Annotated in this window: 13 protein-coding genes; 6 read left to right on the top strand and 7 right to left on the bottom strand. The window is 71.7% G+C overall.

All coding sequences use genetic code 11. The features are described 5' to 3' along the window. Positions 1 to 45 precede the first annotated feature (45 nt). Positions 46 to 942 carry a cytochrome P450 gene (locus AB0I15_RS05665; RefSeq protein ID WP_358090666.1) on the top strand — a complete coding sequence of 299 codons (897 nt, stop codon included), beginning with the start codon at positions 46 to 48 and terminating at the stop codon, positions 940 to 942. A gap of 21 nt (positions 943 to 963) precedes the next feature. On the opposite strand, the gene AB0I15_RS05660 is transcribed toward AB0I15_RS05665, so the two are convergent. Next, positions 964 to 1,599 carry a hypothetical protein gene (locus AB0I15_RS05660; RefSeq protein WP_358090663.1) on the bottom strand — a complete coding sequence of 212 codons (636 nt, stop codon included), beginning with the start codon at positions 1,597 to 1,599 and terminating at the stop codon, positions 964 to 966. A 70-nt stretch (positions 1,600 to 1,669) separates the two neighbouring features. Between AB0I15_RS05660 and AB0I15_RS05655 the strand changes: the two genes are divergently transcribed. Then, a complete protein-coding gene (locus tag AB0I15_RS05655; protein ID WP_358090661.1) occupies positions 1,670 to 2,986 on the top strand; it encodes an aspartyl protease family protein in 1,317 nt (438 codons plus the stop codon). Here AB0I15_RS05655 and AB0I15_RS05650 read toward each other — a convergent pair. Beyond that, complete coding sequence (locus AB0I15_RS05650; protein WP_358090658.1) at positions 2,955 to 3,578, bottom strand: TetR/AcrR family transcriptional regulator; 624 nt, start codon at positions 3,576 to 3,578, stop codon at positions 2,955 to 2,957. The two genes, AB0I15_RS05655 and AB0I15_RS05650, sit on opposite strands and share 32 nt — an antisense overlap. 22 nt (positions 3,579 to 3,600) lie before the next feature. Between AB0I15_RS05650 and AB0I15_RS05645 the strand changes: the two genes are divergently transcribed. Further along, entirely contained in the window at positions 3,601 to 4,065 is a 465-nt protein-coding gene (locus AB0I15_RS05645) for an SRPBCC family protein (protein ID WP_358090655.1), read from the top strand. A gap of 7 nt (positions 4,066 to 4,072) precedes the next feature. Here AB0I15_RS05645 and AB0I15_RS05640 read toward each other — a convergent pair whose 3' ends face one another. From AB0I15_RS05640 to AB0I15_RS05625, 4 genes are all read right to left on the bottom strand, one after another. Continuing rightward, a complete protein-coding gene (locus tag AB0I15_RS05640) occupies positions 4,073 to 4,318 on the bottom strand; it encodes a hypothetical protein (RefSeq protein WP_358090652.1) in 246 nt (81 codons plus the stop codon). A 112-nt stretch (positions 4,319 to 4,430) separates the two neighbouring features. Then, complete coding sequence (locus AB0I15_RS05635) at positions 4,431 to 6,566, bottom strand: hypothetical protein (RefSeq protein WP_358090649.1); 2,136 nt, start codon at positions 6,564 to 6,566, stop codon at positions 4,431 to 4,433. Next, positions 6,563 to 8,149, bottom strand: coding sequence for a peroxidase family protein (locus tag AB0I15_RS05630; protein ID WP_358090647.1), 1,587 nt, complete (start codon positions 8,147 to 8,149; stop codon positions 6,563 to 6,565). The genes AB0I15_RS05635 and AB0I15_RS05630 overlap by 4 nt, the downstream gene beginning before the upstream one ends. A gap of 2 nt (positions 8,150 to 8,151) precedes the next feature. Beyond that, positions 8,152 to 9,444, bottom strand: a complete 1,293-nt coding sequence (locus tag AB0I15_RS05625; protein WP_358090643.1) for a cytochrome P450 — start codon at positions 9,442 to 9,444, stop codon at positions 8,152 to 8,154. Positions 9,445 to 9,661: 217 nt separating this feature from the next. Between AB0I15_RS05625 and AB0I15_RS05620 the strand changes: the two genes are divergently transcribed. Together AB0I15_RS05620 and AB0I15_RS05615 are read left to right on the top strand one after the other, a co-directional pair. Then, positions 9,662 to 10,600, top strand: coding sequence for an acyl-CoA desaturase (locus tag AB0I15_RS05620; protein WP_358090640.1), 939 nt, complete (start codon positions 9,662 to 9,664; stop codon positions 10,598 to 10,600). A 58-nt stretch (positions 10,601 to 10,658) separates the two neighbouring features. Next, a complete protein-coding gene (locus AB0I15_RS05615) occupies positions 10,659 to 12,893 on the top strand; it encodes an Orn/Lys/Arg decarboxylase N-terminal domain-containing protein (RefSeq protein WP_358090637.1) in 2,235 nt (744 codons plus the stop codon). A gap of 100 nt (positions 12,894 to 12,993) precedes the next feature. Here the strand turns inward: AB0I15_RS05615 and AB0I15_RS05610 are convergent, their stop codons facing one another. After that, on the bottom strand, positions 12,994 to 13,749 hold the full coding sequence (locus tag AB0I15_RS05610; protein WP_358090634.1) for a hypothetical protein: 756 nt from the start codon (positions 13,747 to 13,749) through the stop codon (positions 12,994 to 12,996). Between the two features lie 441 nt (positions 13,750 to 14,190). On the opposite strand from AB0I15_RS05610, the gene AB0I15_RS05605 reads away from it, so the two are divergent. Next, positions 14,191 to 15,537, top strand: coding sequence for an acyltransferase (locus tag AB0I15_RS05605; protein ID WP_358090631.1), 1,347 nt, complete (start codon positions 14,191 to 14,193; stop codon positions 15,535 to 15,537). Positions 15,538 to 15,681: the final 144 nt, after the last annotated feature.

The following is a 15,681-nucleotide window of genomic DNA, read 5'->3' as shown; positions in this document are numbered from 1 at the left end:
ATATTAATGACCTCAGGTCAATAGTGTGCGTCCCAAGGAGTGCAGATGTCCATGGCAACGGAGACGTCCGGTTTCCACCTGGTCGGCAGGCTGCTCGACCCCGCGTCGAGGCCCGACCCGTACCCGATCTATGCCGAGTTCCGGGCCCACGGCCCGGTCTGGATCAAGGAGCTGTCCGCGTTAGTGGTGACGGGCTACCGCGACTGCGAGACGCTCCTGCGCGACCCGCGGCTCAGCGCCGAGCGCTGGCGGCACTTCAACCCCGACCAGACCGACCCCTATCCCCCGGACGCCCCGTCCTCGGTCCGGCGGCCGTGGTTCCTCTCCCTCGACGCCCCCGACCACACCCGGCTGCGCCGCCTGGCGGCCGGCGCGTTCACCGCCCGTACCGTCGCCCGGATGGAGGGCTCCGTCGCACGACTGGTCGACGAGCTGCTCGACCGCGTGGCCGACTGGGACAGGTTCGACCTGCTGTCCGGCTTCGCCTACCCCCTGCCGGTGACGGTCATCTGCCGCCTGCTCGGCGTCCCACCCGCCGACGAGCGGCTGTTCCACGGGTGGTCCGCCCAGCTCACCCGGCTGCTCGACGGCTTCTCCGACCCCGGCGACGGCGACGGCGGGACCCCGGAGTGGGTGCTCGGCACGGTCGAGATGCACCGATACGTCAACGAGCTCGTCGCCGACCGGCGCAAGAGCCCGCGCCGGGACGACCTGATCTCCGAGCTGCTCGCGGCGGAGTACGGCGGCGACGTGCTCAGCCATGACGAGCTGGTCTCCACGATCGTGCTGCTGCTGGTGGCGGGGCACGAGACGACGGTCAACCTGATCGCCAACGGCGTGCTCGCCCTGCTGCGGCACCCCGCCCACCTCGCCACCCTGCGCGCCGACCCCGGCCTGGCGTCCGCGGCGTCAGCGACCTCCACATCACCCACCACGGGCTGACGAGGTGAGGCGGCCCCGCGATCAGGTCAGCTCGCCGACCGGCGCGACCGTATGCGTCCCACCACCGACGCACCGCCAGACGGCGACCTCATGCTCACATCCGACATGCAGGCCGAGATCGTGCGCGGCGCACACCGGCCAGACCTTCAGGATCAACCCCATGATCGTCTCTTGAACGGCCTCAGCGACATTCGCCAGCGTGCCCGCAGCGCTGTTCCCCGCGATGTTCCCCGCGGTGGGCGGGATGCCGTTGCCGTGGTAGTCGCCTTGGAACTCCACCCGAGCGTGACCGCTGCCGTCCCAGTCGGGGGTCGCCAGGCGGAGTGTGCCGGTGATTCCTTGGGCGCGGACATCGCGCTTCACGGCCTCCAGTGCGTGCTCCAGCGTCGCCCACAGGCGGGGTTCGAGGGCGAAGGTCGGCTCGAAGCCGACGTCGGCGAGCAGGCTCTCGCCCAGGCGGATCAGGTCGGCCGTGGTCAGCTCGGCGACGGGACGTTCGAGGAGCTCCCGTGTGGCCGGCGTGCCCTCGTCCCATTCCTCCAGCAGGCAGGCCAGCTCGATGACCGGCTCGGCGTCGAGGACGCCGTCACGCAAGGCCAGGTAGATCCGGCCGCTCAACTCGTCGCCCCGCCACGGGGCTTGCTCTTCTGAGTGCACGTTGCAGTGTCGCCCACCGAGGCGGCCATGGAAACGCCGGGGAAACGGATCTGCGGGTTCACTGCCGTGCATGACCCGTGCCGACACGTACGAAAGCATCATCGACCGCCGGAGATTCCTGCGGCGGGCCGGCCTGGCGGTGGGGCTCGGTGCCGCGCTGCCACTGATGGAGGGCGCGGGCCGGGCCATGGCCGCGACCTCGGATCCCGATCGGCTGTTCGAGGCGGGTAGGTTCGGCCCGGCCGACCGGGGATACGCCTCGCTTCTGCGCGAGAACCCTGGCGACGCGCACGCCCTGGCGCAGCGCGGGCGTATCGCGTTGCTGTCGAACGACTTCGGGCGCGCCGAGCGGTTCCTGGCCAGGGCCGTCGAGCTCGCCCCCGGCAACGGTTCCGCCAAGCGGCATCTGGCGGATTGCTTCGTCCGGCAGGACGACGTGGCCCGGGCCGTGCCGCTGCTGCGCAGCACCGGCGACCCTACGGACGCGGCGTACGCCGACCAGTACGCCGGCGTGACCGGCAGGCCGTACCAGATGGCGGGCGCGCAGAAGACCCGCCTGCCTTTCGTGTCCGTCGATCCCCTGCCCAGTGTGCGCGTCTCCGTGAACGGAGGGCCGGAGCGGACCTTCCTCATCGACACCGGGGGGACGCTCGCCCTCACCACGAAGACGGCGCAGGAGGCGGGGCTGCGGGCGATGGCCACCAGCACCACCCATCCCGCCGGGCAGACCCTCACGACCTATCACGGGGTCATGGAGTCGTACCGGCTGGGTGATGTCGTGCTCCGCAACGTTCCCGTCGTCTGGTACGACCTGAGGGTGCCCACCCTGCCCGACGGCTCCCTGCCGGCCGGTGTGATCGGCACGACGCTCCTCTACCACTTCATCGCCACCATGGACTACGCCGGCCAGGCGCTCGTCCTGCGGCGCAAGACCGCCGCGCAGGTGCGAGAGCTCCGGGCGGAGGCCGGACGCACCGGCGCCGACCGCCTCCCGCTGTGGATCGCGGGCGATCACGTGCCGTGCACGATGGGCAGCGTCAACCACGACGGGCCACGGGTGGCCTCGCTCGACACGGGTGGCATGGGGCTCGGCATCCTGATGAACGAGAAGAACGCGAAACGGGCGGGTGTGGAGATCGACTACGACCATCCGCAGGACATGGGCCCGATGCGGGTCTATCCGATCGCTCCGGCCAGGATCAGCCTCGGCAGAGCGGTCGGCCGGAACGTCACGGGGCTCGTCGGCGACTGGCCGTGGCTGAGCCTCTTCGGGTTCGAGACGATCGGCAACTTCTCGCACGAGTTCTTCAAGCGCCGCGCGATCACCTTCGACTACGCGAGCATGGAGTTCCACATCACCGCCGGTGCCGCGGTGAACGCAGGTTGAGCGTGCGGGCCGCGTGCTCGGTCCACGTGGCCAGGAACACCTCCCGGCCCAGGTCTCCCGGAGTGTGGCCGATGAGGAGATCCAGCAGCGGGAAGTAGGTCAGCGACGAGATGAGCACGGCGGCCGTCGCCTCCGGGTCGGCCGCCTCGACGACGCCGAGCGCCCGCTGCGCCGCGATCCAGGTGGCGAACTCGCGGTAGAGGGTGGCCATGACGCCCTGCCACATCGGCTCGAAGATCTCCGGGAACGCGGTGTGCTCCCGGAGCATGATCCGTACCAGGTCCTTGTCGCCGTCGATCACGTCCCACACGGCGAGCGCCATCAGGTGCAGCGCCTCGCGCGGATCGGCCGGAACCTGCTCGACCACCTCACGCTTCCTGAGCGCCATGGCGCCCAGGTTGCGCCGCACGGCCGCCTCCAGCAGGGCCTGTTTGGACGGGAAGTGCTTGTAGAGCGCACCCGAGCCGCCGGTCAGCCCGCAGGCCTGCTGGATGTCGGCCACGGAGGTCGCGCCGTAGCCCCTGGCCGCGAACAGCCGGATGGACTCGTCGAGGATGCGCTCCCTGGTGACGCCCGGAGTGGTTCTCGCCATAGTGAGAGAGTACTCTCTTACTATGGTCCGAGTCATCGTGGAAGAGGTCATCCGCTGCACGCCGGAGGAGTTCCTGGAGTTCGTGATGGACGCCGAACGCTACGCGGAGATCGACGACAAGATCGGCCCCATCGACTGGGTCCGGCGCACCGGAGACCTCACGGAGTTCAGGTTCCGTCCCGTCCTGCCGGGCGTCCCGGGGCCGGCGCCCAAACTGGTCTCCCAGATGCGGCTCACCCCGGGCCGCCGCGTCGACGTCCAGTACGCGCCCCTGCCCCGCAACCGCCTGAACCACCGGCTGTCCCGCTTCAGCGCCTCCTTCGAAGCGGAGGCCGCCGCCGACGGCACCTCGAAGGTGACCCGCATGATCTCGATCGACTTCGCGCCGTTCGTCCGATGGCTGCTGGAGCCCGTGCTGCGCCGCCGGCTGCCCGCCGACGTGGAGAAAGAGGTCCGCGGAGCCAAGGAGCGGCTGGAGAGCGCGTAGGCCGCCGTCAACCGGTCGTGCGCGGGTCCGCGTAGCGGTGCAGGCGCCGCGCCGCCGTCTCCAGGTCGGCGGCGGCCGTCACACAGGCGGCGAGGTGGGCGTTCACCGACGCGCGCAACCACGGCGGTGCCGCGCCGGCGGCCTCCAGCCTCGCCTCGATCGCGCGCAGGCGCTCGGCGCAGGCGGTGAGCGCGCGGGCGTCCGAGCGCAGGACCTCGGCGTGGGCGATGATCGCCGTACGTTCGGCTGACATGACTCCTCCGACAGGCGGGCGGCACCGGGCGGTGTCCCGGAGCATCAGGCGGGCGGCACCGGGTGACGTTCCGGAGCATCAGGCGGGCGGCACCGGGTGACGTTCCGGAGCATCAGGCGGGCGGGACGAGGGCGGCGGCGTCCCGGAGCGTCTGGCGGGTGGGGGCCGACAGGCACAGCAACGGCCGGGCGCCGTCGAGCCCCAGCTCGCGGAGCCGACCGGCCAGCGGATGGGAGGACCGCGGCTCGACGGCCAGCCGCAGGAGCGGCGCCGGGTGCAGCCGGGCCGGCCCCCGGGTCCGTACGCGGGAGCGCAGCGCCCCACCGGCCCCGCGGGTGTAGCAGACCAGGTCGGGATCGCTCAGCGGCAAGCCCGGCCCGAGCCGCCCGCGCAGCGTGAGGATCTGGCCGGCGGCGACGTGGGCGGCCTGGGCGCCGAGCCGGAGTTCGAGGGACGTCAGGCACGTCTCGCCACCCCACAACCGCGGCGCGAGAGCGTGGACGGTCTCACTGTCGACCGCGGAGCCCACGAGGAAGCCGCCCGAACGCCGCACGTCCGCCTGCCGCAGCAGGTCGGGCCAGACGAGGACGGAGCGCCGCCGCCCCGGCCCGGGTACCACGACGCCGACCTGCAGCTCCCGGAAACCGCCCACACTGCTGCGCCGGTTCCAGGCGGCGTGCACGACGACCAGGGCGCGGCCTGCCACGCGTACGGCGGGGCCGAACCCGGTCCCCTCCAGCAGCCCGGCCGCCGCCGCCGGCCGCGCGGCGAAGTACGCCGTGAGCCCGCCGCCGTCGCGGCACCGGATCGGCAGCTCGACGGCTCCCCCGGGACCGTCCACCGCATGGGTCGGCACGGTCAGGAAGGGGAAGTCCTCCGGGTCGGGCGGCCGGTCGAACAGCAGGTACGCCTGAGTCCGCACGACCGGCCCCCGGAAGGGCGCGAGCCGCTCCTCGATGTGATCGCGGGCCTCGGGCAGGTCGTCGGCGAGGTTGGCGAGGTAGCGCTCGATGCCGTGACAGCGCGGGAACAGGTGGGTGGAGTCGGCGTAGTCGACCACGTACCAGTCGGGGTGCAGGTCGAAGCAGGTGCCGGCGCCCTGTCCGTCGAGGACGGGGATGATGTCGTGCTGGTTGGTGACGCTGGCCACCCAGGTGCGCGGGTCGGCGGGCCGCTTGAAGTCGATGGGCGAGCCGACGGCGATGGCGTGCGTGACCCTGTGGCGGGCGCAGAAGCCGGTGTCCTGCGCCAGGTTCATGATCGCCGCGCCGCCCGCGCTGTGCCCGACGAGTGCCAGCTCGGCGCCTTGGGGCAGCCCGTAGTCGGCGACGGCCTTGGCCAGCGCGCGGCTGTAGGGGCTGTGGGCCAGGACGGCGCTGCTGAACGCGCCGAGCAGGTCTTGGGGTGAGTCGCCGTCGGGGCGCCCGGCCCGCATGCCCGGCGCCTGGAGGATGTGGCGGATCACCCCGTCGGGGCCTTCGACGCTCTGGATGAGGATCCGCCCGGTGGTGCCGATCGTGCCGATGTTGCCCAGGAAGCCGAGCAGCGACCCCCGCGTGCTCAGGCGGGCCGATTCGGCCGCGGTCAGCTCGATCCGGCGCGCGGCACCCGCCCCGGTGTCGAGGGCGGCGACGGCCCGGTTGCTCATGCCGGTGATCGGGTCGGCGGTGGCGAAGCCCTTCCCGGTCGCGATGAGCCAGGCGGTGGCGTCGTTGAGGGGGTTCTCGTCCAGCAGCGCGCGCAGCGCGAGGACCTCGCCGAAGACCGGGGCGAGCCGGTTGAGGGCGTGCACCGCGCCGCGGTCCTTGATCAGGGCGCGCAGGGCGCGGACGGCCTCCAGGTCACGGTCCGCGGCGGCCGCGTCGATGAGCCGGGCGAGCATGGGGTCGCCGGTCAGCTCGGGGTGATCGAGCGCGACGGCGGCCACGCGCAGCCGCAGCGAGGTGGCCAGCACGCGTACGGCCAGGCTCTCGGCCCCCATCATGGCCCCGGCCTTGGCGGCCACGGTGGCCGCCCGGCCGCCGGTGAGCGCGTGGCCGAGGCCCTGGCCGTGGGTGGTGGCCCGGAGCAGCGCGCGGTAGACGGGGCCGGCCGCCGAGGGGGCGTTCGGCAGGGCGCGCAGCAGCGCGCCGTCGGTGAGCGCGGCGGTGGCGTGCGCCGCCGCGTCCTGGATCGTGATCGCGATGTCGACCAGGTCGCGGGCCGCGGCACGCAGCGGCTCGGTGGCCGGATCGTCCTTCCCGCTCACGGCCGGGTCCGGCGGGACATGGTGACCAGGCGGGGGCTCGGGTCCTCCGGGGTGTTGCGGCGCAGCACGTCGGACAGCGTGCGCGTGGCGGCGATGACCCGCAGGCCGGGCGGGGAGAACGTGGCGGCGTTGAAGACGCGCGGGGCCAGCAGCGGGTTGGTGAGCGCCTGGGAGAAGGCGTCGATGGCGATGATCTTGGTGAGCAGCGGCGGCAGGATGGCGTCGGGGGATCCGGGCTCCTCGGCGAACAGGCCGACGTACAGGTCGACGTCGTCCACGTCGCGGTAGAGGTCGCGCAGCGCGCCGGAGACCCGCCGGTCACCGGAGATCTGCTCGAAGGCCCGCACCCTGGGGAAACGGCAGTGCTCGCGGTAGCCGTTGTACGGCGCCAGGCCGAGGGCCCGGGAGTCGGCGATGCTGGCCATGTCGACCACCTGCAGAAGTGGGTCGGTGTTGAACAGGCCGATGCGGCCGGCCCGCTGACGGGAGGCGTCCTCGAAGAGCCGGCCGAGGCCGGGGCCGGGGATCAGCGAGCCGCCGAGCAGGGTCTGCGCCATCGGCAGGTCGCGCCCGTCCACCGACAGGTGCGACGGGATCAGGCTGTGCCAGCGGTAGACGAGGTTGAACTCCACCGAGGCCCAGTTCTCCCGGTGCCAGGGCGCGCGGGCCAGCGTCGCCGACAGGCGCGGATCCAGGGTGAACCGGAAGTGGTAGGGGGTGATGTGGTTGATGTACTCCTCGACGACCAGCTTGATCAGCAGCACGATGAGGACGTTGCGGGCGGTCTGGAACAGCCGCTCGTCGTCCCAGCGCGGATACTCCCGCGCGAGCAGCCGGGCCACCCTGTTGTGCTCGCGCAGGAACAGCACGGTGAGCATGGTGAAGCCGATCTGGATGTTGCCCCGGTCGCTGCCGGTGGCGAACAGCGTGTCGCGCTGCGCGTCGGTGAGCTCGTCGAAGCGGATGACGCTCAGCGCGGCGAACTCCGGCTTGATCTTGCCGTTCTCGCACAGGTAGGGCGGGAACTCGCCGCCGTTGATGACCTGGCTCTTGAGCAGCCCGCCGCCGAACGTGCGCAGGGCGGCCGTCGCCGCCGCGTCGAGGCCGTACACCTGGTTGAGGTCGATGTGGTGGTTGGAGCTGTTCTTGCGGGGGTCGCGCGGGATGTTGGTGTCGCCGCGCAGGAAGCCGTCGGTGAACCACTGGGCGAAATACGCGAACAACACCGTGGAACGCGGGCAGGGGATCATGGACTCGCCGCGGGTGAACAGGCGGGCGGCGCTCTCGGGAGTGGGACGGCTCCCGTCGTCGGCGGCGATCGCGGGCAGGTGCCTGCCGCTGTAGGTGCGGTCGGTCAGGGAGGCCCACGAGGTGTAGCCGGCCATGGTGCTGAACGGCTCGGGGCGCGGCGCCATCTCGCGGATCGCGTGGTCGATCAGCGAGGCGTTGACCCGGTGCCGGATCGGCCGGCTGCGCTGCAGGAGGTCCCAGAAGGGCCGGCCATGCGTCAGGGCCAGGAACCTGAGCCGGTTGGCCAGGCCGTCCGTGGCGATGGTGCGTGCGCCGGCTCGGGTGGTCGCCATCGTCAGCCCGCCCGCCTCTCGGTGCCGAGGCCCAGGAGGAACCGGTCGGGGAAGATCCCGAGGCTGCGTTCGATCCCGCCCTCCGGCGGCGGGAGCAGGCGCAGGCCGGGACGCAGCAGCAGGCGGCGTACGGTCTCGCCGATCACCACGCCGGCCACGTGGACGCCCAGGCAGGCGTGATGACCTGAGCCGAAGAACAGCCGATGGTGGCGCGGGCGGCCGAGACGGAACTCGCCGGGATCCGGCACCACGTCCGCGTCGAACATGGCCGAGGCCGGCGCCGCGAGCACGAACGTGCCCGCGGGGATCACCGTGCTGCGCGGGGTGCCGGCGGCCAGGACGTGGTCGCGCTCGCACAGCCGGGGAAGCAGCTTGAAGAACGGGCTGAACCGCAGCGCCTCCCAGACGTACAGGTCGAAACGCTCGGGGTCGCCGGCCGCGGCGACGGCCTCCGAGAACACCGGCGGGCGCAGCAGAAGCTGCTCGACCGCCTCGGCCATGGCCCCCGGCGCGCTCTCCACGAAGCCGAGCGGCATGCCGGCCATGTTGATCACGATGCGATCGTCGGTCACGCCGGGCAGGGAGGAGCGGACGAGGCGGGCGAAGACGTCGTCGGGGAGCTCACGTCCGGCCCGCAGCGCGGCCCGGTGCCCGGCGAGGCGCTCTCGCAGATGTTCGACCAGCTCGGTGCCCGCGCGGACGGACGCGGCCTGGAGTTTCGGGTCGCCGAGGAAGTTGGCGAAGCCGTCGGCGACGATGGCCCGCGTCCATCGCGACAAGGTCTGCGGATCGGGACCGGGGACGCCGAAATAGCGCGCGCACACGCCGAGCGCGACGGGACGGAACAGCCCGGTGACGGCTTCGAGACGCCCGTCGGCGCAGGCGGCGTCGAGCAGTTCGTCGGCGAGGCGGCCGGTCAGCTCGCGGACGCGGGCCGCGTCGCGCGGGTCGAGCATGACCTGCATCAGGCCCTTCTCCCGCCAGTTCATCGGGGTGGCGTCCCGGCCCAGCATGAACGGGCCGCCGAGCGCGGCGTCGAGTCGCGGGCCGAAGGCGCGGACCGAGAAGACCCGCTCGTGTGAGAGCACCTCGATGACGTCGGCGAAGCGGGTCACGACCGTGAAGGCGGGCGTGACGAAGACGGGCCGCCGCTCGCGGAGCTCGGCGAACAGGCTCCGCCAGTCGGTCCGCATCCACGCCCGGACCAGGCCGAACGCGGACATCGGGTCCCGGGCCAGTGCCTCGTCGTATCTCTCCAGGTGGCCGCCCTTGCTCCCCTGATCGACAGCATCCATCGCGTAGACCTTCCGCCCGGCATCGGAGCGAACACCGATGATCACGTTGTGCAATCACAATCTAGGGAGGCGTCACCCCATACCCGCATGGCTACCGAGCGCATTGTTTTGCTTCCTCTGAGTAATTGATCCGTCACTGTCAGGACATTGCCGCACTCCAGGGACCCGGCCGTTGAATAGGGAGCCTGATCGTTCTGTACCGCGCATGGGAGGAAACGTGACCGCACCCATCCCGCGGCCGGGCACGGCGGAGACGGTGGCGGTCACCACCGGCCGCCGCACCGCCTATCTGGTCGTCCTGATCGTCCTGCCCGTGCTGCTGCCGGTCCTCGCCGTACCGGCCGCCTGGGGCTGGGGCGTCGGCCCCCGCGACCTGGTCATCGCGGTCGCGATGTACCTGGTGAGCATCTTCGGGATCGCCATCGGCTACCACCGGCTCTTCACGCACCGCGCCTTCAAGGCCAACCGCGCGCTCCGCGTCGCGCTCATGCTGGCCGGCGGCATGGCCGTCGAGGGGCCGCTCACGCTGTGGGCTGCCGAGCACCGCCGCCACCACAAGTACGCCGACCGCGAGGGCGACCCGCACTCCCCGTGGCGCTACGGCGACAGCGGCCTGGCGCTGCTGCGCGGCATGCTGCACGCCCACATCGGCTGGTTCTACACGGCCCGCCGGCGCTCCAGCCGCCGGCATTGGGTGCCCGACCTGCTGGCCGACCCCGACGTACGACGCTTCGACGCCGCCTACCCGGCGGTCGCGCTCCTGTCGTTCGCGCTCCCGGCCGCCGCCGGGGGGTTGTGGTCGATGTCGTGGGCCGGCGCGTGGAGCGCGTTCCTGTGGGGCGGCCTGGTCCGCTACGCCGTGGTGCACCACGTCACCTGGTCGGTCAACTCGATCGCCCACACCTTCGGCGACCGCCCGTTCCGCACCCGCGACCGGTCGTCCAACGTGTGGTGGGTGGCGATGCTGACGCTCGGCGAAGGCTGGCACAACTGGCACCACGTAGAGCCGGCCTGCGCCCGCCACGGCGTGCTCAAGGGCCAGCTCGACCCCAGCGCGCGGCTGATCCGCTGGTTCGAGCGGGCGGGCTGGGCGAGCGGCGTCCGCTGGCCGAACCCCGACCGCCTCACGAGCCACCGCGGCGACGCCGTGCCGTGACCCAGCGGGCCTGACGTCCGGCGCGCATCCCATCGTCTCTCCCGGTCATGGAGCTCTCATGGAAAGAACGGTCCTCGCCGCGATCGCGGAGCGTCCCGACGCCGACACGGCGCTCGCCGAGCAGGTCCGCCGCGTCGGCGCGGCGATGGGCCGGCTCGGTGTGCAGTTGCGGTGGACGTACCGGACGCAGGACGCGCTGGCGGTGATCGGCTCGGACGCCTCGCTGGCCGGGATGCTGGCCGACTGGGACGCGCCGGGCGCCGAGCAGGTCCTGAGCGCGGTCACCCGGCGCTTCCGGTGCCTGCCGGTCTTCCTCATGACCGCCGAGCAGGAGCTGCCCCTCTGGGTGTACGAGGTCATCCAGGGCTACGTGTTCCCGCTGGAGGACACCCCCGACTTCATCGCCGGCCGCATCGCGCACGCCGCCGAGGAGTACACCGAGCGGATCCTGCCGCCGTTCTTCCGCGCGCTGCGGGACCTCCAGGACCACCACCAGTACTCCTGGCACACCCCGGCGCACGCCGGCGGCGTGGCGTTCCTGAAGTCGCCGGTCGGGCGGGCGTTCTTCGACTTCTACGGCGAGCGCCTGCTCCGGACCGACCTGTCCATCTCCGTCCCCGAGCTCGGCTCGCCGCTCGACCACACCGGCCCGGTCGGCGACGCCGAACGCAATGCCGCCCGCGTCTTCGGCGCCGACCGCACCTTCTTCGTGATGAACGGCAACGCCACCGCCAACCGCATCGTCGGCCACCACGCCATCGCCCGCGACGAGAGCGCCCTGGTGGATCGCAACTGCCACAAGTCGCTCCAGCACGCGCTGACCATCAGCGGCGCGCGGCCGGTCTACCTGGTGCCGGAACGCAACGGCCTCGGCCTGGCCGGGCCCATCCCGCCCGCCGCCCTGCGGGCCGGCACCGTGCGCGCCCGCCTGTCCGGCCACCCTCTCGCCGAGAGCGACCCGGTCTACGCCGTGATCACCAACTCCACCTACGACGGGCTCTGCTACGACGCCGTACAGGTCGCTGAGCTGCTCAGCGAGAGCGTCCCCCGCGTGCACTTCGACGAGGCGTGGTTCGCCTACGCCCGCTTCAACCCGCTGTACGCCCGCCGCTACGGCATGGCCGTCGACGAGCGGACGCTGCCGGGGCCGAACCGCCCCACCGTGTTCGCCACCCAGTCCACGCACAAACTCCTGGCGGCCCTGTCGCAGTCGGCGATGATGCACGTCAGGTCGGCCGAACGCGCGCCGGTGGACTACGAGCGGCTCAACGCGACATACCTGATGCACTGCTCCACCTCGCCGCTCTACCCGATGATCGCCTCGCTGGACGTGGCGGCGGGGATGATGGACGGCCCGTCCGGGCCCTACCTGACGGGCGAGGCCGTCATCGAGGCGGTCCGGTTCCGCCAGGCCATGGTGCGGCTGGCCGCCCACATCCAGGAGGACGCCCGGCGGGCCGACTGGTATTTCGGCGTCTGGCAGCCCCCTCACGTCACCGACCCCGGCACCGGCCGGTCCGTCCCCTTCGCCGAGGCCGACCCTCTCACGCTGAGCACCGACCCGGCGTGCTGGACACTGGAGCCCGGCGCCGCCTGGCACGGCTTCGAGGGGCTGACCGACGGCTACTGCCTGCTCGACCCCGTCAAGGTGACCATCATCTGCCCCGGCGCCGACGCCGCCGAGGGCACGCTCGAGTGGGGCATTCCCGCCCGGATCGTCGCCGCCTACCTGCGGCGGCGCGGCATCGTGGTGGAGAAGACCGGCGACCACACGCTGCTGGTGCTGTTCTCCATGGGCATCACCAAGGGCAAGTGGGGCACGCTGATCGACGCGCTCACCGACTTCAAGCGCGCCTACGACGACGATCTGCCGCTGGCCGAGGTGCTGCCGGGCTTCGGCCCGCCGGCCACCACGCTGCGCCGGTTCTGCACCGACGCCCACGACCGGCTCCGCGCTCTCGGGATCGGCACGCTCCTCAACGAGATCTTCACCACCCTCCCCGAACCCGTGCGCACGCCCGCCGACAGCTACCAGGCCCTGATCCGGTCGCGCACCGAACGTGTCCCGCTCGCCGATCTTCCGGGCCGCGTCTGCGCCGCCACCGTCGTCGTCACCCCGCCGGGGATCCCCATGCTGATGCCCGGCGAGGCGACCGGGCCCGCCGACGGCGCGCTGATCACCTACCTGCACGCCCTGGAGGACTTCGACCGCTCCTTCCCCGACCTGGCCACCGACATCCACGGCGCCCACCGCGACGGTGACGGCCGCTACCACATCGAGGTCGAGCGCTGAGCGCGTGGGAAGTCTCCATGGCACGGTCACGAAGGGCCGGCCGTCAGGTGCGCTTCGAACGCGACCGGGCCGGTCACCTGGCCCGGTCGCGGTAAACGCGTCAGCCGGGCGGCACCATCCCGTTCTTGGAGACGGGGACGGCCAGTTGCACGGAGCCGGTGAGTCTGAGCTCCTCGGGGGGCAGGTTCCCCAGCACCGGGTTGAGGTGCCTGAGGCTCAGCGACACCGGGGAGATGGTCGGGCTGATCACGTCGAACTTCTCCAGGTCGACCCAGCGGACGATGGCGAACACGTCCGGCGGGATCTCGTCACCGGCCTTCTGCACCGGCACGCAGAGCTGGCGGGCGGTGGTGACCCTGACGTCCCTGGTGGGGATCTGGTTGATCAGCACCGGGTTGAGCTGGTTGAGGGTGAGGGGCACGTTGATGGCCGGGTTCGGCCGGTGGGCGTAGCACAGCAGGTCGATGTGCGAGATGACCCGCAGGATGTCGGGGGCGGGCACCACGCCGTTCTTGGCGACCGGCACGCACAGGTGCTCGGGCACGTTCAGCACGGCGCTGAAGCCCGGCACGTTCTGCAGGACCGGGTTGAGGTGGCGCAGCCCCAGGGTCAGGTTGATCGCGGGGCCGGTCACCCGGTAGCACGACAGGTCGACGAACCTGAGGTAGTCGAGCACGTTCGGCGGCGGGATGACGCCGTTCTTGGCCACCGGGACGCACAACTGCTCGCGCTGGCCGAGCGTGACCTGCACCGGCGGCTGGTTGCCGAGCACGGGGTTGATGTGCCGCAGCAGCAGTGTGGTGGGCGGCGGCTGGTACTGAGTGGTCCTGAAGCACTCCAGGTCGAGATTCGTCACGAATTCCTTCGGCGTCGGCGGGGCCAGTGCCCCCGCGGGCGGCGCGATGAGGAAGGCGGCGGCGAATACCGCGAGGCCAGCGGATAAGAGACGTCTTATCGCTATTTTTGTGCGTGGATTTAGTGCGCCCTTTCCGTTCATCCATCCTCCTGAGCCGGTTGATCGTGCCTCGACTGTGCGCCCGCACGACCGGCCCAACAAGGCTTGTGACCGCTATTTGCCACGGGATTGTCGGCACGTATCCGGTAATTGCGTCACCCCGAATTTCCGGTCTGGTGCGCTCTCTCATCCCGCATTCAGCGCGCGCCATTCCCGGATGAACATTCGGTGTTTTCCTGACCAACTCCCTTGACGGCCGGGGCCGGCGGCGGCGTGCCGCCCGAGTACCTCACCAGGGTTTACTCCAAGCATTCACTCAGGTTGACCTCTTAGCGTGACAGGATGTCCATCAACCTGGCCGCCCGCGAAGGCGGCGGCGGGCTGCAGGCCGAGGTCCAGACGCAGGCGCCCCCGCCGGCCAGCCGACAGACATGGCTGGACGCCCTACGCGGTCTGGCCGTGCTCGCCGTGCTCTTCGAGCACCTGCTGGATCCCCTCTTCCCCGAAGTCCGCGCGACGATCAGCCCCTGGTTCGACTTCGGCCAGTTCGGGGTCATGGTGTTCTTCCTCGTCAGCGGCTACGTGGTGCCGGCCTCGCTCGAACGCCGCGGCAGCGTCGCCGGTTTCTGGGTCAACCGCCTGTTCCGCCTCTATCCCCTGCTGATCGTGGCGGCGGTCATCGGCACCGTGTTCGGCCTCGTCGAGGTGTATTCGGCCCTGCCCGGCCAGCTCAGCGGCCGGCCGGTCACGGCCGGCCTGGCGCACCTGACGATGCTCCAGGATTTCCTGCAGGTGGTCAGCGTCGTCAACGTGTTCTGGACGCTCTCCTACGAGATGGTGTTCTACCTGCTGGTGACCGCGATCTTCGTCTTCAGGCCGCACCGCGCGAGCACCAACGGCATCCTCGCCTTCGCGGTGGCGGCCGTGCTCGTGGGCGGCGTGCTTCCGGCCGGCGCCCTGTCTCGCGCGCTCGGCGGCGGTGCCGTCGTCCTGGTCGTGACGGTGGTGCTGGTGGTGGGGCTCGCCGCGGTGCTCGGCGGCGGTCATCGCGTACGCCTCTGCGGTGCGGCCGCCCTGGGCGTCCTGGCCGTCGTCCTGCTCGGGGTCAACAGCCGGCTCGGCGCGTGGCAGAGCCTGGCCATCGTGGCCACCATGTTCGCCGGGACGGCGCTCTACCGGCTGCACCAGGGGCAGCTTCGCCGGGGCGTGGCCAACTGGATGATCGGGCTGGTGCCCGTCGTCTCCATCGCCGCCGCCGTCTGGTTCGGCCCGGGGTGGGGCATGTCCGACGAGCAGGCGCTGGCGTTCAGGTCGAGTTGGTCCGCCGCCGTGGCGGCGGCCTGGCTCACCTTCGTGATCGGCCGCCTGCTGCGGTCATCCGCCATGCCCCGCTTCCTGGTACGCCTCGGCCTGATCAGCTACTCGGTCTACCTGCTGCACCCGTTCGCGGTGCAGGTCCTGCGGCGGTTGGTCCCGGACGCCGCCCAGGTGTCCCTCCCCGGGCGGATCGCCTGGGCCGTGGCGCTGCTGACGGTGGTGGTCGCCTGCGCCGCCCTGAGCCACCGGTACGTCGAGCGGCCCGCCCAGAACCTCGGCCGCCGCCTGGCCCGCTCGGTCACGTCGTACGACGGCCGCCCGGCCGGGCCGGTCAGTGGCGTGGCGGGGTCAGGCCCGTCTCCGCGCCGGTGATGGAGCGCCGGCCCTGACCACCGATCGGGAAAGTGGCCGGTGGGTGGGCGTGACCGACGCCGGCGGCCCGGGAGGCGATGCCGGCGGAGTTCTACGCGTCCCGCTCGGAAACCGCGCGAGATCCGCCGCACAAAGCTCCCGGCC

The sequence above is a fragment of the Nonomuraea sp. NPDC050643 genome (assembly GCF_040654715.1).
Lineage (GTDB): Bacteria > Actinomycetota > Actinomycetes > Streptosporangiales > Streptosporangiaceae > Nonomuraea.
This window is presented reverse-complemented; position numbering and strand designations above follow the sequence as displayed.

Excerpts from the sequence above, each read along its gene's own strand:
- AB0I15_RS05665 (WP_358090666.1), top strand. The coding sequence starts at position 46 with ATGTCCATGGCAACGGAGACGTCCGGTTTCCACCTGGTCGGCAGGCTG.
- AB0I15_RS05655 (WP_358090661.1), top strand. The coding sequence starts at position 1,670 with ATGACCCGTGCCGACACGTACGAAAGCATCATCGACCGCCGGAGATTC.
- AB0I15_RS05650 (WP_358090658.1), bottom strand. The coding sequence starts at position 3,578 with ATGGCGAGAACCACTCCGGGCGTCACCAGGGAGCGCATCCTCGACGAG.
- AB0I15_RS05645 (WP_358090655.1), top strand. The coding sequence starts at position 3,601 with ATGGTCCGAGTCATCGTGGAAGAGGTCATCCGCTGCACGCCGGAGGAG.
- AB0I15_RS05640 (WP_358090652.1), bottom strand. The coding sequence starts at position 4,318 with ATGTCAGCCGAACGTACGGCGATCATCGCCCACGCCGAGGTCCTGCGC.
- AB0I15_RS05630 (WP_358090647.1), bottom strand. The coding sequence starts at position 8,149 with ATGGCGACCACCCGAGCCGGCGCACGCACCATCGCCACGGACGGCCTG.
- AB0I15_RS05625 (WP_358090643.1), bottom strand. The coding sequence starts at position 9,444 with ATGGATGCTGTCGATCAGGGGAGCAAGGGCGGCCACCTGGAGAGATAC.
- AB0I15_RS05615 (WP_358090637.1), top strand. The coding sequence starts at position 10,659 with ATGGAAAGAACGGTCCTCGCCGCGATCGCGGAGCGTCCCGACGCCGAC.
- AB0I15_RS05605 (WP_358090631.1), top strand. The coding sequence starts at position 14,191 with ATGTCCATCAACCTGGCCGCCCGCGAAGGCGGCGGCGGGCTGCAGGCC.